Below are 26,367 nucleotides of genomic sequence, written 5' to 3'. Positions count from 1 at the left end.
CATTATGTTCACTAAAAAAATTCGCAAGTTCCTGCTGCTCGGGGTACTGGCGCTGCTGCTGGCAGCGGTCGGTTACTGGAATATCAGCCCGGAAAGCTTTATGGATCAGCCGGTATCGACCGTTGACGACACGGTCATCGACTACTATGCAATCAATGCGCACAGCGTGCAGTACCTGCCCGATGGCACGCTCCAGTACGACATGACCTCCGATAAGGTCGAGCACGTGAAAGCCACTGACGTGACCCTGTTGACCACGCCCGACCTGCATATGTACCGCGGCGGCGAGTTTCCATGGCACGTACAGAGCAAGAAAGGCGAAGTTTCGTCCGGCGGCGACCAGGTCGAGCTGATCGATTCCGTTCGTGTCGAGCGTACCGATGAAAAACAACGTACGACTATTATCACTACCAGTCGAATGACCGTATTCCCTCAGAAGCAATATGCGCAGACCGAGCAAGACGTTAGAATCGACGGCGCCGGCGGTGTGACTACGGCCAAGGGAATGAAAGCATATTTGAAAGACAGCAGGATGGACCTGCTGTCCAACGTAAGAGGACAGTATGAGGCTCGTTAAAACTCTTCCTTTATTGCTCGGCCTGGGCGCAGCACTGGGAAGCGCGAGCGCCTGGTCCCTGCCAACCGACCGCGATCAGCCGATCCACATCCAGTCTGACGATGCTCAGCTCGATGACAAGAAAGGCGTAGCAACCTACAAGGGCAACGTCATCATCACCCAGGGCTCGATGAAGATCACCGGTAACACTGTGACGATCACGCGTAATGCCCAGGGCGAAGTGGATGTGTTCACCTCTGTCGGCAATCTTGCCTATTACGAGCAGAAGCCTGCCGTAGACAAACCGATTGTGCAGGCCTATGCCGTCACTATTCAGTACTACGCCGGGCAGGACCGTATCGTCCTCATTGACAAGGCCAAGGTCATCAATGATGGCAATACTTCCGAAGGCGAGAAAATCGTTTATGACACGGTCAGACAGGTCGTCAGCGCCGGTCGGGCCAATGGCGGTGCCAAGGTGACCACACCACGTCCGCGTATCGACATGGTCATCCAGCCGAAAAAGAAAACCGACCAACCTCAGAAGGCCCAGTAAATGGCGACGCTCAAAGCCCAGCATCTGGCTAAAAGCTACAAAAGCCGGCAGGTCGTGCGCGATGTGAGCATTTCCATCGACAGCGGCCAGATCGTCGGCCTGCTGGGCCCCAACGGTGCCGGCAAGACTACCTGCTTCTACATGATCGTAGGTTTGGTCCAGGCTGATCAGGGTCGCGTGCTGATTGACGATCTGGATGTCAGCCATCAACCCATGCACGGTCGCGCCCGAGCCGGCATCGGCTACCTGCCGCAGGAAGCCTCGATTTTCCGCAAGCTGTCAGTGTCCGACAATATCATGGCGATTCTCGAGACCCGCAAGGAACTCGATGCCGGAGCACGCCGCAAGGAGCTCGAAAGCCTTTTGCAGGAGTTTCACATCACCCACATTCGCGACAACCTGGGCATGAGCCTGTCGGGCGGCGAGCGCCGCCGTGTTGAAATTGCTCGCGCCCTGGCCACTGCGCCGAAATTCATCCTGCTGGATGAACCGTTCGCAGGCGTAGACCCTATTTCGGTAGGTGATATCAAGCAGATCATTCACCACCTCAAGGCCAAGGGTATCGGCGTGCTGATCACTGACCACAACGTCCGTGAAACGCTGGACATCTGCGAAACTGCCTACATCGTCAACGATGGACAGCTGATCGCAGAAGGCGATTCCGAGACCATTCTGGCGAATCAACTGGTGAAAGAGGTCTACCTCGGCCACGAATTCCGCCTTTAATCGACTGCCCTTTGCGCTTGGCGGCCGATTGATGCCAGTGCAGTGTGTTGACAATATTTTATTTGTCATATCACTCTAGGCAAAGGTACAGGTTTCAGGCATATAATTTGCTTAAGTTGGCGCTCCGGCGCCTGTAGTAGATGGCGCATGCGCGCCGGCGAATAAGGTGTTTAGCCCCTGCCATGAAACCATCGCTAGTCTTGAGAATGGGCCAGCAGCTGACGATGACACCGCAGCTGCAACAGGCAATCCGCTTACTTCAGCTTTCCACACTGGACCTCCAGCAGGAGATCCAGGAGGCGCTGGAGTCAAACCCCATGCTGGAAAGGCAGGAAGAAGGCGACGACTTCGACAACTCCGACCCGCTTGCCGACAACATCGAACAAAAGCCCAATCCCGACGTTCAAGAGCCGACCTATCAGGAATCCGCACCTACTGTGGATAACCTTGAAGATGGCGAATGGAGCGAGCGCATTCCCAATGAGCTGCCTGTCGATACCGCCTGGGAAGACATTTACCAGACCAGCGCCAGCAGCCTGCCAAGCAACGATGATGACGAGTGGGACTTCACCACACGCACGTCTGCAGGCGAGAGCCTGCAAAGCCACCTGCTGTGGCAGTTGAACGTCGCTCCGATGTCCGACAAGGACCGCCTGGTGGCAGTCACGCTGATCGACTGCATCAATAACCAGGGCTATCTGGACGAAACCCTCGATGAAATTCTCGAGTCTTTCGATCCCGAGCTGGACATCGAGCTCGACGAAATCGAAGCCGTACTGCACCGCATCCAGCAGTTTGAACCGGCAGGCATCGGTGCCCGAAACCTGAGCGAATGCCTGCTCCTGCAACTGCGTCAGTTGCCAGCGAAAACACCCTGGCTGGCGGAAGCGCAACGACTGGTCACCGACTACATCGACCTGCTGGGAAGCCGCGACTACGGCCAGTTGATGCGGCGCATGAAGATCAAGGAAGACGAGCTGCGCCAGGTCATCGAGCTGGTCCAGAGCCTCAACCCGCGCCCTGGCTCACAAATCGAATCCACAGAAGCCGAGTACGTCATTCCCGATGTAATCGTGCGCAAGGACAATGAGCGCTGGCTGGTCGAGCTCAATCAGGAGTCCGTACCGCGCCTGCGCGTCAATCCGCAATACGCAGGTTTTGTGCGCCGGGCCGATACCAGCGCAGACAACACGTTCATGCGCAACCAGTTGCAAGAGGCGCGCTGGTTCATCAAGAGCCTGCAAAGCCGCAACGAGACACTGATGAAGGTCGCCACCCAGATCGTCGAGCATCAGCGCGGCTTTCTTGAGTACGGCGACGAGGCGATGAAGCCGCTTGTTCTGCACGACATTGCCGAGGCAGTGGGCATGCATGAGTCGACCATCTCGCGCGTGACCACCCAGAAGTTCATGCACACGCCACGCGGCATTTACGAGCTGAAATACTTCTTCTCGAGCCATGTGAGCACTTCCGAGGGCGGTGAATGCTCGTCCACGGCAATTCGCGCAATCATCAAAAAACTGGTTGCGGCGGAAAATCAGAAAAAGCCGTTGAGTGATAGCAAGATCGCTGGTTTACTGGAGGCACAAGGCATTCAAGTAGCCCGTCGCACAGTCGCCAAGTACCGCGAGTCACTCGGGATAGCGCCTTCCAGTGAGCGTAAGCGGCTGATGTGATGCAGGCCCAGCCACAGCGTCCCAGAGACAGGCGCCATGCCTGTCTCTTTATGCACTGGCAAAGGAGAAAGCTGTATGCAAGTCAACATCAGTGGACACCAACTGGAAGTGACCAAACCCCTTCGTGAATACGTTGAGCTCAAGCTCAAAAAGCTCGAGGGGCATTTTGACAAGATTACCAACGTGCAGGTCACGATGACGGTCGAAAAGCTCAAGCAGAAGATCGAAGCCACGTTGCACATCCATGGTGGAGAGGTCGTTGCCAATGCTGAACATGACGACATGTATGCTGCCATCGACCTGCTCACTGACAAGCTAGACCGACAATTGCTCAAGCATAAGGAAAAGCAGCAAAGCATCCTCAAAGGTGCGGCCGCTCGCTAACGCCCATTTAAATGATCCGAATCGAAAATATCCTGACCCCCGACCGCTCCCTTGTGAACGTGTCGGGTGGCAGTAAAAAGCGTGTACTCGAAGAAATTGCCAAACTGATCGGTCGTAAAGTACCGGGCATGGCTTCGGGCACAGTATTCGCAAGTCTTGTTGCCCGCGAAAAACTGGGTTCAACCGGTTTCGGCCACGGTATTGCCATCCCTCATTGCCGCCTTGCTGACTGCAGCGAGCCTGTCAGTGCAGTCATTCACCTCGCTACCCCCGTGGATTTCGACGCCATCGATGGCGCGCCGGTTGACCTGCTGTTTGTATTGCTGGTCCCGCAGGCTGCTACCGATGAGCACCTGGAGTTACTGCGCCAGATCGCCAGCATGCTTGATGACAAAGATGTGCGTAAGCGCCTGCGCAGTGCCAAAAGTGCTGAAGCGCTTTATCAAGTGGTGCTGGACGTGCAGAACGGAAACTGAACATGCGCATGATCATCGTCAGCGGCCGTTCCGGCTCGGGTAAAAGTACAGCCCTCGACGTGTTGGAAGACAACGGTTTTTACTGTGTCGACAACCTGCCGGCCGGATTGCTGCCGGAACTGGCCGAGCGAGCGCTGATCAATACTGAACTGGCCGAGCCCTTGCTGGCGGTGTCCATCGATGCGCGAAACCTGCCCAGTCACCTGACCCGCTTTCCGCAAATGCTGGATGAAGTCCGCTCACGCAACATCCAGTGCGACGTGCTTTACCTGGATGCGGATGAAGCAACCCTTCTCAAGCGCTTCTCGGAAACCAGGCGTCGTCATCCTTTGAGCACGGCAGATCGTTCGCTGGCCGAGGCGATACGCGACGAGACAACGCTGCTGGGCCCGATCATCGACCTGGCCGACCTGAAGATCAACACCACCCACCTGAACCTCTATCAGTTGCGCGACGCGCTCAAGCTTCGCCTGCTGAACAAACCCGAGCCAGGCACCGCGTTTCTGATCGAATCCTTTGGTTTCAAGCGTGGCATGCCCGTCGACGCAGATCTGGTGTTCGATGTGCGCTGCCTGCCCAACCCGTACTGGAAGCCTGAACTGCGCGACCATTCCGGGCTTGAACAACCGGTTATCGACTACCTGTCGGTGCAGCCCGATGTTGAAGAGATGTTTCAGGACATCTTCGCTTATCTGAACAAATGGTTGCCCCGGTTTGCAGCCAGCAACCGTTCTTACGTTACCATTGCCATCGGCTGCACCGGCGGACATCACCGCTCCGTCTACTTGACCGAACGGCTCGGCCAGGTCTTGCAACAATCACTCAAGAACGTTCAGGTTCGCCACCGCGACCTTAGCTGAAAGGATTTTCACTGCGATGCCCGCTCGTCAAATCACCATCATCAACAAATTGGGCCTGCATGCCCGCGCTGCCGCCAAATTCGTCGGCGTCGCAGGCAAGTTCCCTTGCACGATCAGGGTTGGCCGCTCTGAGCAGACCATGGTCGATGGTAAAAGCATCATGGCCGTGATGATGCTGGCGGCAGGCAAAGGTACCGAGATCCATCTGAAAACCGAAGGCGAATTCGAGCAGGAAGCGCTCGATGGCCTGGTTGAACTGATCAACAACAAGTTTGATGAGGGCGAGTAAGCCCTCAAACACGCCCCTTCCATGATCACCAGCAGTGCATCCGCAACCAGCTCAAACCGTGAGCAATCAGTAACGCCATACCGGCCAACAGCAGCCCGGTGCCTACGACGAGCCGCAACAACCGCACACTGCTGATAGCGAATATTCCTGAGCGCATAAGCTGCCTTGGGCCCGGTTAATGGAGTCAGACCAGAGCGGCCTGATAACGTCGAGACACTTCATCCCAATTGATCACGTTGTAGAACGCGTTGATGTATTCGGGGCGACGGTTCTGATAGCGCAGGTAGTAAGCGTGCTCCCATACGTCCAGACCCAGAATCGGCGTATTGCCATTCATCAACGGGCTGTCCTGATTACCGCTGCTTTCAACCACCAGCTTTTTGTCAGGGGTGACGCTCAGCCATGCCCAGCCGCTGCCGAAACGAGTCAATGCGGCTTTGGTAAACGCCTCTTTGAAGCTGTCGTAGCCGCCCAGCTGCTCGTCGATGGCCAAGGCGACAGGGCCTTTTGGCAAACCGCCCCCGCCTGGCACCATTACCTCCCAGAACAACGAATGATTCGCGTGACCGCCACCCTGGTTGATGACCGCCGGACGCAGGTTTTCAGGCAACTGCTTGATGCTGGCCACCAGTTTCTCGACGGACCAGTCAGCAAACTCCGTACCTTCGACCGCCGCATTAAGGTTGTTGATGTAGGTCTGGTGATGCTTGGTGTAATGAATCTCCATGGTTTGCGCATCGATGTGCGGCTCCAGGGCGTCGTATGCGTAAGGCAGTGCAGGCAAGGTATAGGGCATTTCAATGTGCTCCGTAGAAAAGTCCGGAAGTGGCTGCCGAGTTGCGCTGCAACGATGAGCGCGTGTGCTCGCTGCTGCTGTTCAGCAACCGATGAGTGCGCGGGTATTCGCCGTGTTCACTGATAAAGCTCAGCAACTCGGCGTAGGTTTTGCTGCTGTGGCGTAAGGCTGCCTCACGGAGCGCCGGAGGAAGACGCTGATCCTGCATGGTCCGCAACAGATGTTGATGAATGGCACACAGGTATTCGGCGCTTTCCTCAGGCTGACCGAGGCTCAGGTGCAGGTCCGCCAGGTTGTGGTGAGAAATCACACAGGCTGCGACGGCTTCGTCGACATCCGCCCAACGCTCGAACAACACCTGCGCCAACGCCAGCGCCTGAAGGTACAGCTCGCGGGCTTCGACCCACTCGCCCAGATTGAAACAGCGATTGGCCTGCTCGATGGTGCGTTTCCAATGCTGCATGGTCATACCTCCAGGGGACGTTGGCTGGCTGGAATCAAATACCGCCAGCGGTGAGTTTTTCAGGGTTGAGCAACACTTCCAGTTCGCTACGTTGCAAATCGGTGTGCTCAAGGGCGACGTCAATGACCGGACGGCCCTGCTTGTAAGCGGTCTTGGCAATTTCGGCGGCTTTCTGATAGCCAATGATCGGGTTGAGGGCCGTCACCAGAATCGGATTACGCGACAGCGCTTCCTTGAGCTTGGATTCATTGACCTTGAAGCTCGCAATCGCCTTGTCAGCCAGCAGCCGACTGGAGTTGGCCAGCAGCTCGATGCTGCTGAGCAGGTTCTGGGCGATGATCGGCAGCATCACGTTAAGTTCGAAGTTGCCAGACTGCCCCGCCACGGTAATCGTCGCGTCGTTGCCAATCACCTGCGCGGCAACCATGGCGGTGGCTTCCGGAATGACCGGGTTGACCTTGCCCGGCATGATCGATGAACCCGGCTGCAAAGCCTCCAGCTCGATCTCACCCAGCCCTGCCAGTGGCCCCGAATTCATCCAGCGGAGGTCGTTGGCAATTTTCATCAGCGACACCGCCGTGGCTTTGAGCTGGCCGGATACCGCAACTGCGGTGTCCTGCGAACCGATCAACGCGAACAGGTTCTTGCCGGGCGCGAATTGCACACCGGTCAACGTGCTCAACTGACGACTGAAACGAGCCGCAAATTCGGGATGCGCGTTGATCCCGGTACCGACTGCGGTGCCGCCCTGCGCCAATGACTGCAGACTCGGCTGGAGACCTTGCAGATGCTCGACGTTGGCGCGAATCTGCTGTGACCAGCCGTTGAGCACCTGGCTCATGCGCACGGGCATGGCGTCCATCAGATGCGTACGGCCGGTCTTGACGAAGGCATGGACCTGCCCGGCTTTGTGTTCAGTCACTTGCACCAGATGGGCCAGCGCAGGCAGCAGTTGTTCGTGCAGGGCCAGTGCAGCGCTCACATGAATCGTGGTCGGGATGATGTCGTTGCTGCTCTGCCCGCAGTTGACGTGGTCATTGGGATTGACCTCTTCGCCCAGCACGCGCGTGGCCAGCGTGGCGATCACCTCGTTGGCGTTCATGTTGGTACTGGTGCCGGAACCGGTCTGAAAGATATCGACCGGGAAATGCGCCATGTAGTCACTGGCCAGCAGGTCCTTCACGGCACTGACAATCGCCCTGCTCTGCCCCTCGCTGATCTGCTCCAGCTCCAGGTTCGCCTGCGCTGCGGCCGCCTTGGCCAGCAACAGGGCGCGAATGAATTGCCGGGGCATACGCTGATGGCTGATCGGAAAGTTTTCCACCGCACGCTGAGTCTGCGCGCCGTAAAGGGCCTCGGCCGGGACCTGTAGCTGGCCCATGCTGTCGCGTTCGATACGGGTATTACTCATCGCAATGTCCTTGCACCAGTTCAGAGAGGGAAATAGAGGGCTGTAGCACGCAGGTCGCCAGTTGATGAACACAGGCTTGCCAGCGCTGACGCCGCGCAGGCGTGGAGGCGATTGCCTGTAAATCACGCAGTGGACGCCAGGCCTGATCCAGACACAGGCAGCGCCAGTGCCACGGCAATGCCGTATCGCGTGCGGTGTCTATCAAAAGACGGAAAGTGGTTTCGGCAATCATGGGCTGGGGCGTGGCGGTAAAACGCGCCAGATAGCGCCCTTCGGCGAGGTAATGCTCGATCAGCCGAGGCTCGTCGGGCTCAAGGGCGCAACGAATCCGCAGACTCAATCCACGCCAGTTTTCCAGATAAGACATCTCGTGCAGAACAGACCCCATGACCGCAGCTCATTTTAGAAATGATATTCATTATTAAATGAGATATGAACTCAATACAAGAGCGCAGATTTTCGGGATCGGGCCTTAAAGTGATATGCATGCCCCGGAGGTGCCGGAAAACAGGCCTGGAGCTGTCCGAGATGAGGTGCGCGATGCGCGCGTGGATGTGTGACGCAGAGCGTCACGAAATGCATTCCTACGCTGGAGCGTGAGGAACGATATTTTCGCAACTATCGTGCCCATGCTCCGCGTGGGTATGCAGGTCTGGACGCTCTGCGTCCAGGGGCACGATAGTCAGGCGAAGGTAGCGGTCAGGTCAGCTACCCGCTACGGTCATACGCTCGATCAGCACCGAGCCGGTACGGATGTTGCTGCGCAGTTCAAGATCGCTGCCAACGGCGACGATCTGCTTGAACATGTCACGCATGTTGCCGGCAATGGTCACTTCCTGAACCGGGAATTGTATTTCACCGTTTTCGACCCAGAAACCTGCTGCGCCCCGCGAATAGTCGCCGGTAACCATGTTCAGTCCGCTGCCCATCAATTCGGTCACCAGCAAGCCACGGCCCATACGTCGAATCAGCGCGGCCTGATCTTCCGAACCATGGGTGACGAACAGGTTATGCACCCCGCCCGCATTGGCGGTGCTCGGCATGCCCAGCTTGCGACCGGAATAAGTACTCAGCACATAGGAAACCAGATCGCCGCCTTCCACGAACGGCTTGGCAAACGTCGCCAGACCATCGCTGTCGAACGCCGAACTGCCCATTGCATGCTTCAGGTGCGGGCGCTCATCAATGGTCATCCACTCAGGGAACAGCCGCTGACCCAGGGCCCCCTCCAGAAATGACGATTTACGGTACAGATTGCCACCGGAAATGGCACCGAGAAAGCTGCCGAACAGGCCACCTGCCAGTTCTGCGGCAAACAGCACAGGCACTTCACAGGTCGGCACAGGACGCGCGCCCAGACGGCTCGCCGCACGCAACGCAGCCTTGCGACCAATGCTCTGGGCATCGGCCAGCAACTCGCCCTGGCGATTGACGTCGTACCAGTAATCACGCTGCATCTGGCCTTCGCCCTCGGCGATCATCACGCAACTGAGGCTGTGCCGCGTTGATGCATAACCGCCGATGAAGCCGTTGCTGTTGCCATACACACGGCAGCCCTGATGGGTATTGAGCGTGGTGCCGTCGGCGTTCTTGATCCGGCTGTCGGCGTCGAAGGCCGCGGCTTCGCAGATCAGCGCTTTCTCGATGGCCTGCTCAGGCGTTATGTCCCAGGTGTGATAAAGGTCGAAATCCATGACCTCTTTGGCCATCAGCGCAGCATCAGCCAGCCCGGAGCTTTCGTCTTCGGAGGTGTGCTCGGCAATCGCCAGAGCGGCGGCGACGGTTTCACGAATGGCATCGGCACCCGTGGCCGAGGTGCTGGCAGAGCCTTTACGCTGCCCGACATACAGGGTGATACCGAAACCCTGATCGCGGTTGAACTCGACGGTTTCAACTTCACGCTGACGGACCGATGTCGACAGCCCCTGATCCACCGACACTGCGACTTCGCAGGCGCTGGCGCCCTGACGCCGGGCTTCGGCGATAATCTGCTCGACCTGTTCCTGCAGTTCGGGCAAGGCTTGCGGGCCGACGCTTTGGGTTGCACTCATGACTTTCTCCATCAAATTCTTCTTTCAGCACAGGCCGAATACCGACCGGGCCGGACAAGCGGCCCACGACTGGTTATCATGGCGGCGTTTCTTTGCGGACTGCCCCCATGGTTGATTCTTACGACGACTCCCTCGACGGGGAGAAAAGCAAAACCCAGGTCAAACGAGAGCTGCATGCTCTGGTCGACCTCGGCGAGCGACTGACAACACTCAAAGCCGATGTGCTGGCCAAGCTGCCGCTGACCGACGCTTTGCGCAAGGCCTTGGCCGAAGCGCCCAAGCACACGGCGAACATCGCGCGAAAGCGGCATATTCTGTTCATTGGCAAGCTGATGCGCGATCAGGACCAGGAAGCCATTCTGGTGTTGCTGGACCAACTCGATGCCTCCACTCGCCAATACAACGAACGTTTTCACAATCTGGAGCGCTGGCGTGATCGCCTGATCGCGGGTGATGACGCCGACCTCGAGAAATTCGTTGTTGAATACCCCGATGCCGACCGTCAGCAGCTGCGCTCGCTGATCCGTCAGGCGCAACACGAAGTTGCACGTAACAAACCGCCGGCCACCAGCCGCAAAATCTTCAAATACATCCGTGAGCTGGACGAACTTCAACGCGGTCTGCGTTGATTTCAACCGCGGGGCCGGCAGCAACAGGCAGCCGGCCCCGGCTCATATTCAGCTACCCGTACCACCCACCGTGATCGCGTCGATTTTCAGCGTAGGCTGACCCACACCGACCGGCAGCGACTGGCCGTCCTTCCCGCAGGTACCGACGCCGCTGTCCAGCGACAGATCGTTACCCACCATCGACACCCTGCTCATGGCTTCCGGCCCATTACCGATCAAGGTCGCTCCTTTGACCGGCGCGGTGATCTTGCCGTCTTCGATCAAATAAGCCTCGCTGGTCGAAAACACGAACTTGCCGCTGGTGATATCCACCTGACCGCCACCCAGATTGGCGCAGTAAATACCGCGCTTCACCGAGGCGATGATTTCCTGCGGGTCGCTCTGCCCGCCCAGCATGTAGGTATTGGTCATGCGTGGCATCGGCAGGTGAGCGTAGGACTCTCGACGACCGTTACCAGTGCGTGCGACACCCATCAAGCGGGCATTGAGTTTGTCCTGCATGTAGCCCTTGAGCACGCCATTCTCAATCAGTGTGGTGCACTCGGTTGGTGTGCCTTCGTCATCGACACTCAGCGAGCCGCGACGCCCTGCAAGGGTACCGTCGTCAACAATCGTGCAAAGTTTCGATGCAACCATCTCGCCCATGCGCCCGCTGTAGGCCGAGCTGCCCTTGCGGTTGAAGTCACCTTCAAGACCGTGGCCAACCGCCTCGTGCAGCAGCACGCCGGACCAGCCGGAACCCAGTACCACCGGCAATGTGCCTGCCGGAGCAGGAATAGCTTCCAGGTTGACCAGCGCCTGACGTAGCGCTTCACGCGCGTAGCCCATGGCACGATCATCGGTCAGGAAATAACGGTAGTCCGTACGCCCGCCACCGCCATGCCCGCCCCGCTCGCGGCGGCCGTTCTGCTCGACAATGACACTGACGTTGAAGCGCACCAGCGGACGCACATCGGCGGCCAGACTGCCATCGGCGGCGGCCACCAGAATGCGCTCCCAGACACCGGCCATGCTCACCGACACCTGCTGGATACGCGAGTCCAGCGCGCGCGTCGCGACGTCAATGCGTTTGAGCAGTTCGACCTTCTCGGCGCGGCTCAGCACTTCCAGAGGATTATCCGGGGCGTACAACTGGGCCACATCCTGCGAGGTAAAAGCCTGCACCCGGCCATTCTGCCCAGCGCGGGAGATGGAACGGGCAGCACGGGCAGCGGTGCGCAGTGCGTCCTCAGTGATAGCGTTGCTGTAAGCGAAACCAGTCTTTTCGCCCGATTGAGCGCGCACGCCCACGCCTTGATCGAGATTGAAACTGCCTTCCTTGACAATGCCGTCTTCGAGCGACCAGGACTCGGAGATCATGCCCTGAAAATACAGATCAGCCGCGTCGATACCCGGCCCGGCAAGCTCTCCGAGCACCGATTGCAGGCTGTCGAGGCTCAGGCCACCAGGGGCCAGAAGGTGTTCGCTGACTGAGGACAGATCACTCATATTCACTCCGAAGCAGGCCGCATGGCGTCCTGCGAAAAAAAGCGCCGGTGACTGGACACCGGCATCCGCGCCCGTATGGACGCCTGTTCTTCACTGTCGCGCTTGGCCAGCAGCACGGCTTCACCCTGTGCCTGCTCGGCCAGTACGCGGCCCCATGGATCAACGATGGCCGCGTGCCCGTAAGTCTCACGAGGCCCCGGATGGACCCCGCCCTGTGCCGCCGCCAGCACGTAACACTGGGTTTCGATGGCGCGCGCCCGGATCAGAATGTCCCAGTGCGCAGCGCCCGTTACCGCAGTAAAAGCTGACGGCGCGGTAATCAGTTCAGCACCGGCCTCCCGCAGCGCGGTGTACAGCTCGGGGAAGCGCAAGTCATAACAGACTGTCAGCCCCACGCGCCCTACAGGTGTATCGGCCACCACCACATTGTTTCCGTGAGCATAGTCATCGGATTCACGGTAGCGGCCCCGATTGTCAGCAACATCCACATCAAACAGATGCAGCTTGTCATACCGGGCCACCTGCTCACCGTGTTCATCGATCAGCAACGAACACGCCGTCACCTTGCCATCGGGTCGCTCATCCGGCGGCAGTGGCAAGGTTCCGGCAACAATCCATAACTTGAGGTCGCGAGCGGCCAGTTTCAACCATGGCAGGATCGGCCCATGCCCATGAGCTTCGGCACGACCGATGTCGGCCACGTCACGCCGCCCCATGGCAACAAAGTTTTCGGGCAGCACCGCGAGCCGCGCGCCACCTTCGGCTGCCTGCTCCAGCAAGCGGCGAGCGCTGACCAGATTAGCCTGGACATCGCTTTGACTGACCATCTGAATCACAGCAAAGGACATGGCGACCCGCTCCTTGATGACCTGGCCACCACTGTACTCCATGAGGCGCTACTGGGGCTTTTCAAATGGCTTGTCGAACGTGATCTTCGGCTCTTTCCAGGGCCCTTCGACCTTGTATTGCACGCTGGCGAAGCGGGCAACCCTGTCACCCAGCAGCTTGTCGACCAGGAACAGCGCGCCGCCAATGGCGGGCGCACCGACAATCAATGCCGCGATCGGCAGGTTGTTGGTCACCGGCAAGGTCACCAGCAGCTTCGCATCAACGCGGTCGCGGACCATGTCCAGCGTACCGTTGAGCTCAAGATTACTCGACGGCCCGGTCAGGGTAATCGGGTTGCGCGTCACATAAACACCGTCGCTGGCGACCAGCAGCCCTTTGACCCGGTCGTAACTGAGCCCTTTGCCCAGCAGGTCGGAGAAGTCCAGGCGCAAGCGACGGCCGATGGAGTTGAAATTCAACAATCCAAACACCCGCAGCGCCTGAGCACCGCCTTCTACCTCGACAAACTGGCCTCTGTTCAACGTCGCATCCAGGCTGCCGGAATAGCGCTTGAGGCCCACCCAGGCAGGCGAACCCGGCCAGCGTCCGTCGACATTCATTTCGAAACTTTCACTGGTGACCGTCGGCGCGAAGTTCCAGGCCTTGAGCACGTCGGCCAGATTCTTGCCTGCCACACGCCCCTTGAACGAGCTGCTGCTGGAGCCCGGAGTGCCCTCCCAGGCACCATCGCCCTCGAGCAAAATACCTTTGAGCCCCAGACTCAGGTCGGACATGCGCATACCGGTCGCCGTCGGGCGGGTTTTCAGCGACCAGGCACCCAGTAACTGGTCGCCCTGAAACAGCTGGGCAATCTTCACGTCCAGCGCCGGAATATTGTGCGGGTCGATATCCGCCAGAGGGTCAGGCGCGTTCTCGACCACCGCTGCATTCGGATCAGAGGCAGGCAGTCGCACGTAGAGCATGTTGATACCGATCGGCGCGGACTTCGCGTCGGGTAGCAAAGCAGTGCCCTTGGCCAGCGCGCTGTCCAGCGACAAGGCCCAGGCCGCAGCATTGCGCTGCAATTGAACACGTACGTTATCCAGCGTGGTGCCCATCGCCGTCAGCTTGCCGATCTGCAGGTCGACGCTGTTGAGCAGTTGTTTTGCGCTGCCGCCAGGATCATTGCCGGTATATCGTCCAGCCAGCTCCTGCCAGGGCGCTACGTCCAGTTCAGACAATTCGCCACGAATCCGCAGCCCTTTGGCGTCCGGCACTATCGCCCCGCCGCGCCCGAGATAAAGCTCGCCGCGACCGTCGGCGAACTTGCCATTCGGTGCGGCAAAAGCAAAGTTGGCCTGATCGTTATACGCCGCGCCAAGCCTGCGCTCCGCGCCTTGCAGGGTCATGCGGAACTCGCTGGGACGCTCCTCCTCGGCAGTCTTGCCAAACGGTGCAGGCAGATCGATTGCCACGCCCTTGAGCGTGGAGTTGATCACCAGCGGGCTGTCCTTGCTGTCCAGAGTCAATTGCAGCTGATACGGCAAGTCACCCGACACCGGCAGCGGTTGGGTAACGCTCAGCCAGTCGGTCAGCCGCTTCACGGTAATCTGCCCGCTTGCCACAATGCGTGTCACGTTGTCGCCTGGCTTGCCTTCGGCGGAGATTTCTGCGGTCACGGGACGATCAAATGCTTGCGCCTTGATGCCCTTGCCGCTCAGCCCTTTGGCGCTGTCAAAGCGGAAATCGCCCTTGAGGCGAGTCAATTCCAGCACCGGGTCGACCAGCTTCAGACGCGCATTGTCGGTACTGAAATCCACCACAACCTTTGGCTCGACGCCCTTGGCCAGCGGAATATCCAGCTTCAGCTTGCCATCCAGCGGACCTTCCCCGGTCCAGCCGGCAAACGTGCTGGCCGTGCCGATGGGCGCTTGCTGGAGAATCTTCAGGCCATCGATCAGATTGCCGGAGAAACTGCCATCGACCAGCAGGTGGCTGTCCTGACCTGCCGGGACGTGGGGAATATTGACCAGCACGTTGCTTACTTTGGTATCAAGCAACTGCCCTTTGCTTGCCTTGACTCGCACGCCGCTGTTTTCGACGTAGACCTTGCCGTCGACCCCGGTCAACGAAGGCCAGCCCGGCTGGAAAGCCAGCGTTGCGTTGCTGACATCGAAAAACAGGCTGATGACGCGCGCGGTGTCGGGCGAACTCTTGTTCAGCGACCCTTGATACTGAAAGAAACCCTGCTTGACCGCACCACTCACCACGGCGGTGCGCAGCCAGTGATCAAGCTCAGGACTGAGGGCTGTAGGCAGGTACTTGCTGGTGTAACGGCCATCGCCGTCGACCATGCCGACCCGCAGGTCCATGTAGTCTTCCTGCTCATGGCTGAGATGAATCCTGATCAGAAAGTCTGCCGCGATCTTGCCTTCGTCGCCGAGCACCTTGATATACGGCGCGATCAGGGTGAATGCCTGATCATCGAGCTTCCAGGTCAGACGGGCATTGGCCTTCTGGTAGCGCCAGGGCTTGGCGAAGATAGGGTCCAGATGAAGCATAAAGTCATGGGTGTCGAGCCGCAGTTCGCCCTGGCCCAGATCGCCGCTGATGGCACCGGTGACATTTCCGGCCGCCGGGGCCCCGCGATAGGCGTTGAACCCCACCTTGTCCAGATTGGCGGCAAAGCTCAGGCGCTTGTCGCCGGTTGCCTGTGGCCGGTAATCCAGCAATACGTTACGCAGCCCGCCCGTCACCTTGAGACCGTCGACCACTGCCATGGCTTTCTCCGGCAACGGCGCGAGGGAGTCGATCAGCGGCGTGAGCGGCGTCAGGTCCAGGCGATCGGCCTGCACATGCCAGAGTTCTTCGCTGTCGGGCGTCGCAGCGGTTTGCGTGAGTTGCAGGCGGCTTTCCCAGCGCTTGTCGCCCAGGCTCATCGCCAGTGAATCGAGGTTCAGGTCGAAACCTGTGTCGGTGCGCGCAAACCAGGCGTTGAGCGCGAGGTTGTCGACCGTCGAGGGTTTGCGACCGGCATAAACGCCTTTGACATGCGGCGCATTAAGCCGCGCAGTCGCGCTTTGCACAGTGCCCTTGCCCCAACTCATCCACAGCTCGCCACCGGCCTGCAGCTTCGACAGTGTCCATTCCCGCGTGAGGCTTTTTGGCAGCCACTTGGCCCAGTCGCTTTGCGGCAGGCTGGCGTAGACATCTGCCTCGCCGTCCTTCCACTGACTGGCCTGGATACGCGAACGCACATTCAGCGAAAACGGCTGGCCATCCGGCAGCGTCAGGCGCGCATCAAGGCGCTGGTGATAACTGCCAGTGGCCAGACTGAGGTTCACATAGGTCAGGGTCAGCGGCGCGGCGTCAAACGGTTGCACAGTGACCTGGCTGTCGAGCAGCGACAAGTGCGAGACCATCTGCATCTGCTCAAGCACTTGCCCGGGGTCGAACGGGCTGTCGTTGCGCACTGGCAAGCCCTGTACCGACCAGTTGCCCTCCTTGTCCTGCCTGAGCATGAACTGCAGGCCGTCCACCTCGAGATGAGCAATACGCACTTGACGCGCCAGCAGGCTTTCCCAGAGGTCGGGAACAACCCTCACACGATCAAGACGCACAGCACTGGAACCTTCCCCGACCATGACGTCGTGAGCCAGAAATACCGGGGCAAACCGGCTCCAGCTGCCTTCCAGGCTACCAATACTCAACGGCATGCCCAGCGCGCTGCTGGCCCTGGTTTCCACATCGACACGGTATTCGGCAACCAGCGGCGCAAGCTGACGCCCGAGGCTTACGTACAACGCCGCGAGCACCAAAATCAGTGCGCACAGGCTCAGGCCCCAACGGGTCAGGGTTGCAACAAGACGAGGAAGACGTCCCATCTCAGGATGCCCTCCGCTGCGGGATGCAAGCAGCGGAATCAGCGAATCGATTCCGGCTCAGGTGTGCAGGTGCGTTCAGGTACAGGTTTTGCTCGTTTCCCACGCATCATTCTCGATCAAACGGCATACCTGCCAGAAACCCGAAGGGCACTTGTCATCATATTTCAAACGATCAGCACCCTCAGAGCAGCACCACGTCGTATTGTTCCTGCGAGTACATGGTTTCTACCTGAAAACGGATGGTCCGACCAATGAAGCTCTCCAGTTCAGCCACATTGCCCGACTCCTCGTCGAGCAAGCGGTCAACCACACGCTGGTTGGCCAGAACCCGATAACCCACCGCCTGGTAGGCTCTGGCTTCTCGCAGGATCTCGCGAAAGATTTCATAGCAAATGGTCTCGGGGGTTTTCAGCTTGCCCCGGCCCGCACAGCAATGGCACGGCTCGCAGAGCACTTGCTCAAGACTTTCACGGGTGCGCTTGCGGGTCATCTGCACCAGGCCAAGCTCGGTGATACCGATGATATTGGTCTTGGCGTGATCGCGCTCCAGCTGTTTCTCCAGCGTGCGTAACACCTGACGCTGATGCTCACCGTCTTCCATGTCGATGAAATCGATAATGATGATGCCGCCCAGATTGCGCAGGCGCAGCTGCCGGGCAATGGCTGTCGCGGCTTCCAGGTTGGTCTTGAAGATGGTTTCTTCAAGGTTGCGATGCCCCACAAACGCGCCGGTATTGACGTCGATGGTGCTCATCGCCTCGGCCGGATCGACCACCAGATAACCACCGGACTTGAGCGGCACCTTGCGTTCGAGAGCTTTCTGGATTTCATCCTCGACCCCATAGAGGTCGAAGATCGGCCGTTCGCCCGGATAATGCTCCAGCCTGTCGGCAATCTCCGGCATCAATTCGGCCACGAACTGGGTGGTCTTCTGAAAGGTTTCCCGCGAGTCGATGCGGATTTTTTCGATACGCGGGCTCACCAGGTCACGCAAGGTACGCAGGGCCAGGCCCAGGTCCTCATAAATCACTGTCGGCGGGCTGACGGTCTTGATCTGCTCACCGATCTGATCCCAGAGCCTGCGCAGATAGCGGATATCCATGAGGATTTCATCAGCACCGGCACCTTCGGCCGCGGTACGCAGAATAAAGCCTCCGGCCTCTTTGATACCTTCCAGGGCGACACAATCGCTGACAACTTTTTTCAGTCGTTCACGCTCTGCCTCGTCCTCGATTTTCAGGGAAATGCCTACATGCGCAGTGCGCGGCATGTACACCAGATACCGTGACGGAATGGAGAGCTGGGTAGTCAGCCGCGCGCCTTTGCTGCCGATGGGGTCCTTGGTGACTTGCACCACAAGGCTCTGGCCGTCATGCACCAGCGACGCAATGCTCTCGACGGCAGGCCCTTCACGCATGGATATTTCCGAGGCATGAATGAATGCAGCGCGGTCCAGACCGATATCGATGAACGCCGCCTGCATGCCGGGAAGCACCCGCACTACCTTGCCTTTGTAGATATTGCCGACGATGCCGCGGCGCTGGGTACGCTCGACGTGCACCTCTTGCAGAACACCGTTTTCTACCACTGCCACCCGTGATTCCATCGGGGTGATGTTGATCAGGATCTCTTCACTCATGACTCGTCACCTTCCAGGCATTGCCAGCAGGGTATGCCGAAATGGCCAAGCAGTTCTGCGGTTTCACACAGAGGCAGACCAACCACCCCAGAATAGCTGCCTTGCAGGCCCTCGACGAAAATCGCCGCCAGCCCTTGAATGGCATAGCCTCCGGCCTTGTCGGCAGGCTCGCCACTGGCCCAGTAGGCTTGGGCCTCGTGGGGTTGAATCGGGCGAAAGCGCACGCGACTGGTCACAATACGGGTTTCACTGCGATGCCGATCACTCAGCGCAACGGCAGTCATCACTTCGTGCTCGCGCCCGGACAGGGCCGTCAGCATGGCCAGAGCATCCGCCTCATCGACCGGCTTGCCGAGAATGCGCCCATCAAGCACCACCGCCGTGTCGGCGCCCATGACGCAGGCCTGTTGTTCGGCCGCCAGCACAGACAGCCCGGCCTGGGCCTTGCCGAGCGCAAGACGCTCGACGTAGGCAGCCGGGGTTTCGTGGTCGAAGGGAGTTTCGTCAATCTGAGCGTTCAGTACGGTAAAGGGCACACCGATCTGAGTCAGAAGTTCGCGGCGGCGCGGCGAGCCAGAAGCCAGATAAAGCGAGGGCATAAGGACATCTCCGTGTCTGTTCGGGTGAACGCCAGGGACGCAGCAGGGCGTCGCGCTCACCTTGCGCTTAATTGATTTTCAAACGTTTGCGCAATCCACGCAGGCCATAGCTGATCCAGGGCCACAACAGGGCACTGACCAGCGCGGGTAGAACCAGCGCCAGCGTAGGCTGACGGTTGCCGGTCAATGCACTCAGCCAGAGCTGCGCAAGCTGCGCCAGACCGAATACGACCAACAGCACCAGACATTGCTGCCACATGGGGAACATACGCAGACGCTGCTGCAGGGACATCACCAGAAACGTGATCAGGCTGAGGATCAGCGCATTCTGGCCAAGCAATGTGCCATACAGCACATCTTCCATCAGCCCCAGTATCCACGCAGTGGTCATACCGTATTTGTGCGGCAGCGCCAGAACCCAGAAGGTCAGCAACAGGGCCAGCCACAAGGGCCGGAAAATTTCCATGAATTGCGGCAGCGGCGAAACGCTCAGCAACAGACCGATCGCAAACGTCAGCCAGACCACCCAGCCATTGCGCCCGGAAACATGACTAACCATCGATAGGCTCCCGAGCAGTGGAAGGTCTTGAAGCAGGCGGCTGGGAAGCAGCAGGCCGGGCGGCAGGCCTTGACGGTGTCACAGGCGCTGCAGCCGGAGCAGGCGTTGTCGATTGCGCAGCAGGCTTGTGCGTTGCATTGCTGCCCGGGAATACCGGAACAGTTGCTTGCGGCCACATCGGGAAAGCAGGTGTCGGCGGCGGCAGGGTCGCCATCACTGAAGGCTCGATACCCTTGTCGATGGATTCCTGCGCTTGCGCCGCGTCGGCAGCGCGCTCTTCCGGCGAACGACCGTCCGAGAACACCAGCAGCAGATAACGGCTGCGATTCAATGCGGCGGTTGGCACGGCACGCACGATTGCGAACGGCTGGCCGGAGTCGTGAATCACTTCCTTGACCGTAGCCACCGGGTAGCCAGCCGGGAAGCGCTGCCCCAGGCCGGAACTGACCAGCAGATCGCCCTCTTTGATGTCGGCAGTATCTGCCACATGCCGAAGCTCAAGCCGTTCAGGGTTGCCGGTGCCGCTGGCGATAGCACGCAGGCCGTTGCGATTCACCTGCACCGGAATGCTGTGGGTCGTATCAGTCAGCAGCAGGACCCGCGAGGTGTACGGCATCAACTCGACCACCTGGCCCATCAGGCCGCGCGCATCGAGCACCGGCTGGCCCAGCACAACGCCGTCGCGCTCGCCCTTGTTGATGATGATGCGATGGGTAAAGGGGTTCGGGTCCATGCCAATCAACTCGGCGACCTCGACCTTTTCGTTGACCAGCGCAGAAGAATTCAGCAACTCACGCAGACGAACGTTCTGCTCGGTCAGTGCCGCCAGCTTTTGCAGGCGACCTTGCAGGAGCAACGCTTCGGTCTTGAGTTTTTCGTTTTCGGCGATCAGCTCTGTACGGCTGCCGAACTGACTGGCAACGCCTTGATACAAACGTTGTGGCAGATCAACGATCCAGTAGGACTGCATGAGCACCATCGACATCTGGCTGCGCACGGGCTTGAGGATCGTAAAGCGGGCGTCGACAACCATCAACGCAACCGACAGAACGGCCAGCACCAGCAGACGTACGCCCAGCGACGGGCCTTTTGCGAAAAGCGGTTTAATAGGCCGCTCCTCCGGGGCATGCGATCGTTGGATCGAACTTCGATTGGCAATTATTCATGCGGTATGTAACCGGCCTGGACAAATGAAAGAGACAGGCACCCTGTTTCGGTGTCAGCACGATGCATACAGGTAGCACATACGCCACCTGCATACAAAAGACTCCGTGAAAGGCACCCCGGCGAATTACTCGCTGGAGAGCAGATCCATGGTGTGCTTATCCATCATTTCCAGCGCACGGCCACCGCCGCGCGCAACGCAGGTCAGCGGGTCTTCGGCAACGATCACCGGCAGACCTGTTTCCTGAGCCAGCAATTTGTCCAGATCACGCAGCAATGCACCGCCACCGGTCAGGACCAGACCACGCTCGGCGATGTCCGAAGCCAGCTCCGGAGGCGACTGCTCCAGAGCGCTCTTGACCGCCTGAACGATGGTCGCCAGTGACTCCTGAAGCGCTTCGAGCACTTCGTTGGAGTTCAGGGTGAACGCACGTGGCACGCCTTCAGCCAGGTTGCGGCCGCGGACGTCGACTTCACGCACTTCGCCGCCCGGGTAGGCCGTACCGATTTCCTGCTTGATGCGCTCGGCAGTGGATTCGCCGATCAGGCTGCCGTAGTTACGACGCACATAGGTGATGATCGCTTCATCGAAACGGTCACCGCCGACACGTACGGATTCGGCATACACCACACCGTTCAGGGAAATCAGCGCGATCTCGGTGGTGCCGCCACCGATGTCGACAACCATCGAACCGCGAGCTTCTTCCACCGGCAGACCGGCGCCGATTGCAGCAGCCATCGGCTCTTCGATCAGGAATACTTCGCGCGCACCTGCACCCAGGGCAGATTCGCGAATGGCACGACGCTCAACCTGGGTGGATTTGCACGGAACGCAGATCAGCACACGAGGGCTGGGCTGCAGAAAGCTGTTTTCGTGGACCTTGTTGATGAAGTACTGCAACATTTTTTCGCAGACGCTGAAGTCGGCGATAACGCCGTCTTTCATGGGACGAATGGCTGCAATGTTGCCTGGAGTACGGCCCAGCATGCGCTTGGCTTCGGTACCGACGGCTACGACACTCTTCTGGTTGCCGTGAGTACGAATGGCAACGACAGAGGGTTCATTCAGAACGATACCGCGCTCACGCACGTAGATAAGGGTGTTGGCAGTGCCCAGGTCGATGGATAGATCACTGGAAAACATGCCACGCAGTTTCTTGAACATGGGAAAGGGACCCTAGGGAACGCGTGGTAAAAAAAGTGCGGCAAACTCTAACAACGACAGGGATTTTGGGCAAGGAGCCAATATGCTAAATTGGCGGTTTTCCGAACACGACCCTCGACGTTAGCGGCTTGAGACAGTAATAACGCGATAGTGTTCCGCAATTGGCAACAAAGCAAATCCATAAGCATTCCACTGGAGATACCCCATGGCGCTTGAACGCTCCGACGTGGAAAAGATCGCTCATCTGGCCCGACTGGGTCTCAATGACGCCGATATCCCGCGTACCACCGAAGCACTTAACAGCATTCTCGGGCTGGTCGATCAGATGCAAGCGGTCGACACCACTGGCATCGAACCTCTGGCTCACCCGCTGGAAGCCACCCAGCGCCTGCGCGAAGACGCCGTCACCGAGCGAAATCGTCGTGACACTTACCAAGCCATCGCACCAGCGGTCCAAGACGGCCTCTATCTGGTTCCGAAAGTCATCGAGTAAGGGAAAGCGCCTGCATGCATCAAATGACTCTGGCCGAGATCGCTCGCGGACTCGCCGAAAAAAAGTTTTCTTCTGAAGAGCTGACCCGCGTTCTGCTGTCGCGTATCGCGACGCTTGACCCGCAGCTCAACAGCTTCATCAGCCTCACCGAAGACCTGGCCATCACTCAGGCCCAGGCGGCAGACGCTCGGCGCGCCGCCGGTGAGAACGGCCCGCTGCTCGGCGCCCCGCTGGCGCACAAGGACCTGTTCTGCACTCAGGGCATCCGTACCAGCTGCGGCTCGCTGATGCTCGACAATTTCAAGGCCCCGTATGACGCCACTGTGGTTTCGCGTCTGGCCTCTGCCGGTACGGTGACGCTGGGCAAGACCAACATGGACGAATTCGCCATGGGTTCGGCCAACGAATCCAGCCATTACGGCGCGGTGAAAAACCCGTGGAATCTGGAATGCGTGCCCGGTGGCTCTTCCGGTGGTTCGGCTGCGGCGGTTGCTGCACGCCTGCTGCCTGCGGCAACCGGCACCGACACCGGCGGCTCGATTCGCCAGCCAGCGGCACTGACCAACCTCACGGGCCTCAAGCCGACCTACGGCCGCGTATCGCGCTGGGGCATGATTGCCTACGCCTCCAGCCTCGATCAGGCCGGCCCGATGGCACGCACGGCCGAAGACTGCGCACTGCTGCTGCAAGGCATGGCCGGTTTCGATCCGCAGGACTCGACCAGTATCGACGAGCCGGTTCCGGACTACTCCGCCAGCCTCAATACCTCGCTCAAGGGCCTGCGTATCGGTGTGCCGAAAGAGTATTTCAGCGCAGGTCTGGACCCGCGCATCGCGCAGCTGGTGCATGAAAGCGTCAAGGAGCTGGAAAAGCTCGGCGCGATCGTTAAGGAAATCAGCCTGCCGAACCTGCAGCACGCGATCCCGGCCTACTACGTCATCGCTCCTGCTGAAGCCTCGTCCAACCTGTCGCGCTTTGACGGTGTGCGTTTCGGCTACCGCTGCGAAGACCCGAAAGACCTGACCGACCTGTACAAGCGCTCGCGCGCCGAAGGCTTCGGCCCGGAAGTCCAGCGACGCATCATGGTCGGCGCCTACGCGCTGTCTGCGGGTTACTACGACGCCTATTACCTGCAGGCGCAGAAAATCCGTCGCCTGATCAAGAACGACTTCATGAGCGCGTTCGCCGATGTCGACGTGATTCTCGGCCCGACCACGCCCAACCCGGCCTGGAAGATCGGCGCCAAGACCAACGATCCGATTGCCGAATACCTGGAAGACTTCTACACCATCACCGCCAACCTGGCGGGCCTGCCCGGCTTGTCCATGCCTGCTGGCTTCGTCGACGGTCTGCCGGTCGGCGTGCAACTGCTCGCTCCGTATTTCCAGGAAGGCCGTCTCTTGAATGTGGCGCATCAGTATCAGCAAGTCACCGACTGGCACACTCGCGCACCTGAAGGCTTCTGAGGAGAAACACATGCAATGGGAAGTCGTCATCGGGCTGGAGATTCATACCCAGCTTTCGACCCAATCAAAGATTTTTTCCGGTAGCGCCACCACGTTCGGCTCCGAGCCCAACACCCAGGCCAGCCTCGTTGATCTGGGCATGCCTGGCGTATTGCCGGTGCTGAACAAAGAAGCCGTGCGCATGGCCGTCAAGTTCGGCCTGGCGGTGGATGCCGAAATCGGCCAGCACAACGTGTTTGCCCGCAAGAACTACTTCTACCCCGACCTGCCCAAGGGCTATCAGATCAGCCAGATGGAGCTGCCGATTGTCGGCAAGGGCCACCTGGACATCACGCTGGAAGACGGCACGGTCAAGCGCATCGGCATCACCCGCGCGCACCTTGAGGAAGACGCAGGCAAAAGCCTGCACGAAGACTTCCAGGGCATGACCGGTATCGACCTGAACCGTGCCGGCACGCCGCTGCTGGAAATCGTTTCCGAGCCGGACATGCGCAGCGCCAAGGAAGCCGTGGCTTACGTCAAGGCCATCCATGCGATTGTCCGCTACCTGGGCATCTGTGACGGCAACATGGCCGAAGGCTCGCTGCGTTGCGACTGCAACGTGTCGATTCGCCCGAAGGGCCAGGTCGAATTCGGCACACGTTGCGAGATCAAGAACGTCAACTCGTTCCGCTTCATCGAGAAGGCGATCAACAGCGAGATCCAGCGCCAGATTGATCTGATCGAAGACGGTGGCAAGGTTATCCAGCAGACCCGCCTGTACGACCCGAACACCAACGAAACCCGCGCCATGCGCAGCAAGGAGGAAGCCAACGACTACCGTTACTTCCCCGACCCGGACCTGTTGCCGGTGATCATCGAGGATTCGTTCCTCGAGGAAACCCGCGCCACATTGCCGGAACTGCCGCCGCAAAAGCGTGAACGTTTCCAGAGTCAGTTCGGCCTGTCGACCTACGATGCCAGTGTGCTGGCCTCCAGCCGCGAACAGGCCGACTATTTCGAGCAGGTGGTCAGTATCAGCGGTGACGCCAAGCTGGCCGCCAACTGGGTCATGGTCGAGCTGGGCAGCCTGCTGAACAAACAGGGCCTGGAAATCGAACAGTCGCCGGTCAGTGCCGAGCAACTGGGCGGCATGCTCAAGCGCATCACCGACAACACCATTTCCGGCAAGATCGCGAAAATGGTGTTCGAGGCGATGGCCAATGGCGAAGGCAGTGCCGATGAAGTCATCGACAAGCGCGGCCTGAAGCAGGTAACCGACAGCGGTGCCATCGAGTCGATGCTCGACGAGATGCTGGCTGCCAACGCGGAGCAGGTCGAACAATATCGCGCCGCTGATGAAGCCAAGCGCGGCAAGATGTTCGGTTTCTTCGTCGGTCAGGCAATGAAAGCCTCCAAAGGCAAGGCCAACCCGCAGCAGGTCAACGAACTGCTGAAGGCCAAGCTGGAGGGCTGATTCTCGTCACTCTCGTTCCCATGCTATGCGATCAGCGTTATACACGAGTCTTGTGGGAGCGAGCTTGCTCGCGAATAGGCCGGTACAGCCACTAGAGACAGGGCGTTTGGACCAAGGTCTTCGTGAGCAAGCTCACTCCCACAGAGATCTTTATTCACATCGCGATTGCGGTCAAAGACCCCGCTTTTTGGGCTCTTCATGACTTATGTATAACGCTAGCGCTCCGCGTGGGAATGCAGTTCTGGACGCTCTGCGTCCGCTGTTGCGTGCGCGCTGCGACACCGAGTTGTGACGCGGAGCGTCACGAAATGCATGCCAGCATGGAGGATTGGCATGAGAGTCAACCACACCTACTCCGGCACTCAGGAACCCAACCCATGCGCCGCCTTATTTTTGCCTGCAGCCTGCTGACGTTACTGGCAGGCTGCGCCAATCACATCATCGACCCTCACGGTTATGACGAGACCGGCACAGCCGCTTATTACGGTGCCCGCCATCATGGCAATCGCACAGCCAGTGGCGAACCCTTCAATCAGAACGCCCTGACTGCCGCCCACAGGCAGTTGCCATTCGGCACGCGCGTCAAGGTCACTAACCTGGACAACGACAGGTCAGTGGTCGTACGCATCAATGATCGCGGCCCTCACACGCGTGGTCGATTGATCGATGTCTCTCGCGAAGCAGCCGAACAACTGGGTATGCTGCGTAGCGGCACCGCGCCAGTGCGTGTTCAGGCCCTCGATTAGCCTTAAC

General features: G+C 59.2%; 26 protein-coding genes. 13 read left to right on the top strand and 13 right to left on the bottom strand.

Annotated elements, in window-relative coordinates; all coding sequences use genetic code 11:
- The first annotated feature begins 4 nt into the window (after positions 1–4).
- The 8 genes from lptC (at position 5) to RYB09_RS06945 (ending at position 5,523) form a co-directional block, all read left to right on the top strand.
- Entirely contained in the window at positions 5–577 is a 573-nt protein-coding gene (lptC, locus tag RYB09_RS06980) for an LPS export ABC transporter periplasmic protein LptC (protein WP_002555087.1), read from the top strand.
- A complete protein-coding gene (gene lptA / locus RYB09_RS06975) occupies positions 564–1,112 on the top strand; it encodes a lipopolysaccharide transport periplasmic protein LptA (RefSeq protein WP_002555088.1) in 549 nt (182 codons plus the stop codon). Before lptC ends, lptA begins: the two co-directional genes overlap by 14 nt.
- Positions 1,113–1,838: an LPS export ABC transporter ATP-binding protein gene (gene lptB / locus RYB09_RS06970; RefSeq protein WP_002555089.1), complete on the top strand. Its 726-nt coding sequence runs from the start codon at positions 1,113–1,115 to the stop codon at positions 1,836–1,838.
- A 182-nt stretch (positions 1,839–2,020) separates the two neighbouring features.
- Positions 2,021–3,514, top strand: coding sequence for an RNA polymerase factor sigma-54 (locus tag RYB09_RS06965; RefSeq protein WP_058400703.1), 1,494 nt, complete (start codon positions 2,021–2,023; stop codon positions 3,512–3,514).
- Between the two features lie 75 nt (positions 3,515–3,589).
- On the top strand, positions 3,590–3,898 hold the full coding sequence (hpf, locus tag RYB09_RS06960; RefSeq protein WP_002555091.1) for a ribosome hibernation-promoting factor, HPF/YfiA family: 309 nt from the start codon (positions 3,590–3,592) through the stop codon (positions 3,896–3,898).
- An 11-nt stretch (positions 3,899–3,909) separates the two neighbouring features.
- Positions 3,910–4,374 carry a PTS IIA-like nitrogen regulatory protein PtsN gene (ptsN, locus tag RYB09_RS06955; RefSeq protein WP_057403086.1) on the top strand — a complete coding sequence of 155 codons (465 nt, stop codon included), beginning with the start codon at positions 3,910–3,912 and terminating at the stop codon, positions 4,372–4,374.
- Between the two features lie 2 nt (positions 4,375–4,376).
- On the top strand, positions 4,377–5,234 hold the full coding sequence (rapZ, locus tag RYB09_RS06950; protein WP_002555093.1) for an RNase adapter RapZ: 858 nt from the start codon (positions 4,377–4,379) through the stop codon (positions 5,232–5,234).
- 16 nt (positions 5,235–5,250) lie between these two features.
- Complete coding sequence (locus RYB09_RS06945; protein WP_002555094.1) at positions 5,251–5,523, top strand: HPr family phosphocarrier protein; 273 nt, start codon at positions 5,251–5,253, stop codon at positions 5,521–5,523.
- A gap of 184 nt (positions 5,524–5,707) precedes the next feature.
- Here the strand turns inward: RYB09_RS06945 and RYB09_RS06940 are convergent, their stop codons facing one another.
- The 5 genes from RYB09_RS06940 to pmbA form a co-directional block, all read right to left on the bottom strand.
- Positions 5,708–6,319: a superoxide dismutase gene (locus tag RYB09_RS06940; RefSeq protein WP_058400702.1), complete on the bottom strand. Its 612-nt coding sequence runs from the start codon at positions 6,317–6,319 to the stop codon at positions 5,708–5,710.
- Between the two features lies 1 nt (position 6,320).
- Entirely contained in the window at positions 6,321–6,782 is a 462-nt protein-coding gene (locus RYB09_RS06935; RefSeq protein ID WP_219170182.1) for a DUF2753 domain-containing protein, read from the bottom strand.
- 34 nt (positions 6,783–6,816) lie between these two features.
- Complete coding sequence (locus RYB09_RS06930) at positions 6,817–8,193, bottom strand: class II fumarate hydratase (RefSeq protein WP_122259129.1); 1,377 nt, start codon at positions 8,191–8,193, stop codon at positions 6,817–6,819.
- Positions 8,186–8,581: a FagA protein gene (locus RYB09_RS06925; RefSeq protein ID WP_230016797.1), complete on the bottom strand. Its 396-nt coding sequence runs from the start codon at positions 8,579–8,581 to the stop codon at positions 8,186–8,188. Before RYB09_RS06925 ends, RYB09_RS06930 begins: the two co-directional genes overlap by 8 nt.
- 316 nt (positions 8,582–8,897) lie before the next feature.
- Positions 8,898–10,244 carry a metalloprotease PmbA gene (gene pmbA / locus RYB09_RS06920; protein WP_029240913.1) on the bottom strand — a complete coding sequence of 449 codons (1,347 nt, stop codon included), beginning with the start codon at positions 10,242–10,244 and terminating at the stop codon, positions 8,898–8,900.
- Positions 10,245–10,351: 107 nt separating this feature from the next.
- On the opposite strand from pmbA, the gene yjgA reads away from it, so the two are divergent.
- Positions 10,352–10,873: a ribosome biogenesis factor YjgA gene (gene yjgA / locus RYB09_RS06915; RefSeq protein ID WP_003364101.1), complete on the top strand. Its 522-nt coding sequence runs from the start codon at positions 10,352–10,354 to the stop codon at positions 10,871–10,873.
- Positions 10,874–10,921: 48 nt separating this feature from the next.
- Here yjgA and tldD read toward each other — a convergent pair whose 3' ends face one another.
- From tldD to mreB, 8 genes are all read right to left on the bottom strand, one after another.
- Positions 10,922–12,361, bottom strand: a complete 1,440-nt coding sequence (tldD, locus tag RYB09_RS06910) for a metalloprotease TldD (protein ID WP_002555101.1) — start codon at positions 12,359–12,361, stop codon at positions 10,922–10,924.
- Positions 12,362–12,363: 2 nt separating this feature from the next.
- Positions 12,364–13,209 carry a carbon-nitrogen hydrolase family protein gene (locus tag RYB09_RS06905; RefSeq protein ID WP_011169439.1) on the bottom strand — a complete coding sequence of 282 codons (846 nt, stop codon included), beginning with the start codon at positions 13,207–13,209 and terminating at the stop codon, positions 12,364–12,366.
- Between the two features lie 48 nt (positions 13,210–13,257).
- Positions 13,258–17,073 (bottom strand): YhdP family protein, encoded by a 3,816-nt coding sequence (locus RYB09_RS06900; RefSeq protein ID WP_316887701.1) that lies wholly within the window; start codon positions 17,071–17,073, stop codon positions 13,258–13,260.
- Positions 17,074–17,254: 181 nt separating this feature from the next.
- Complete coding sequence (gene rng / locus RYB09_RS06895) at positions 17,255–18,712, bottom strand: ribonuclease G (protein ID WP_004666200.1); 1,458 nt, start codon at positions 18,710–18,712, stop codon at positions 17,255–17,257.
- The gene (locus tag RYB09_RS06890) at positions 18,709–19,311 is read right to left on the bottom strand and encodes a Maf family protein (protein ID WP_058400695.1); all 603 of its coding nucleotides are present in this window, start codon (positions 19,309–19,311) and stop codon (positions 18,709–18,711) included. Before RYB09_RS06890 ends, rng begins: the two co-directional genes overlap by 4 nt.
- 67 nt (positions 19,312–19,378) lie before the next feature.
- Entirely contained in the window at positions 19,379–19,870 is a 492-nt protein-coding gene (mreD, locus tag RYB09_RS06885) for a rod shape-determining protein MreD (protein WP_003364106.1), read from the bottom strand.
- Positions 19,863–20,930, bottom strand: coding sequence for a rod shape-determining protein MreC (gene mreC / locus RYB09_RS06880; RefSeq protein ID WP_410478297.1), 1,068 nt, complete (start codon positions 20,928–20,930; stop codon positions 19,863–19,865). Before mreC ends, mreD begins: the two co-directional genes overlap by 8 nt.
- A gap of 231 nt (positions 20,931–21,161) precedes the next feature.
- The gene (mreB, locus tag RYB09_RS06875; protein ID WP_002555108.1) at positions 21,162–22,199 is read right to left on the bottom strand and encodes a rod shape-determining protein MreB; all 1,038 of its coding nucleotides are present in this window, start codon (positions 22,197–22,199) and stop codon (positions 21,162–21,164) included.
- A 205-nt stretch (positions 22,200–22,404) separates the two neighbouring features.
- Here mreB and gatC point away from each other — a divergent pair, with 205 nt between their 5' ends.
- The 4 genes from gatC to RYB09_RS06855 all read left to right on the top strand — a co-directional run bounded on the left by gatC (position 22,405) and on the right by RYB09_RS06855 (position 26,360).
- Positions 22,405–22,692: an Asp-tRNA(Asn)/Glu-tRNA(Gln) amidotransferase subunit GatC gene (gatC, locus tag RYB09_RS06870; RefSeq protein WP_002555109.1), complete on the top strand. Its 288-nt coding sequence runs from the start codon at positions 22,405–22,407 to the stop codon at positions 22,690–22,692.
- A gap of 14 nt (positions 22,693–22,706) precedes the next feature.
- Positions 22,707–24,158, top strand: a complete 1,452-nt coding sequence (gene gatA, locus RYB09_RS06865) for an Asp-tRNA(Asn)/Glu-tRNA(Gln) amidotransferase subunit GatA (RefSeq protein WP_316887700.1) — start codon at positions 22,707–22,709, stop codon at positions 24,156–24,158.
- A 10-nt stretch (positions 24,159–24,168) separates the two neighbouring features.
- The gene (gatB, locus tag RYB09_RS06860; protein ID WP_002555110.1) at positions 24,169–25,614 is read left to right on the top strand and encodes an Asp-tRNA(Asn)/Glu-tRNA(Gln) amidotransferase subunit GatB; all 1,446 of its coding nucleotides are present in this window, start codon (positions 24,169–24,171) and stop codon (positions 25,612–25,614) included.
- 377 nt (positions 25,615–25,991) lie between these two features.
- Positions 25,992–26,360 carry a septal ring lytic transglycosylase RlpA family protein gene (locus RYB09_RS06855; protein ID WP_002555111.1) on the top strand — a complete coding sequence of 123 codons (369 nt, stop codon included), beginning with the start codon at positions 25,992–25,994 and terminating at the stop codon, positions 26,358–26,360.
- The last annotated feature ends 7 nt before the right edge of the window (positions 26,361–26,367 follow it).

Source organism: Pseudomonas syringae group sp. J254-4, assembly GCF_032586855.1.
Lineage (GTDB): Bacteria > Pseudomonadota > Gammaproteobacteria > Pseudomonadales > Pseudomonadaceae > Aquipseudomonas > Aquipseudomonas amygdali.
Note: the sequence above shows the minus strand (reverse complement) of the source record. Positions and strands in the feature narration are given on the sequence as shown.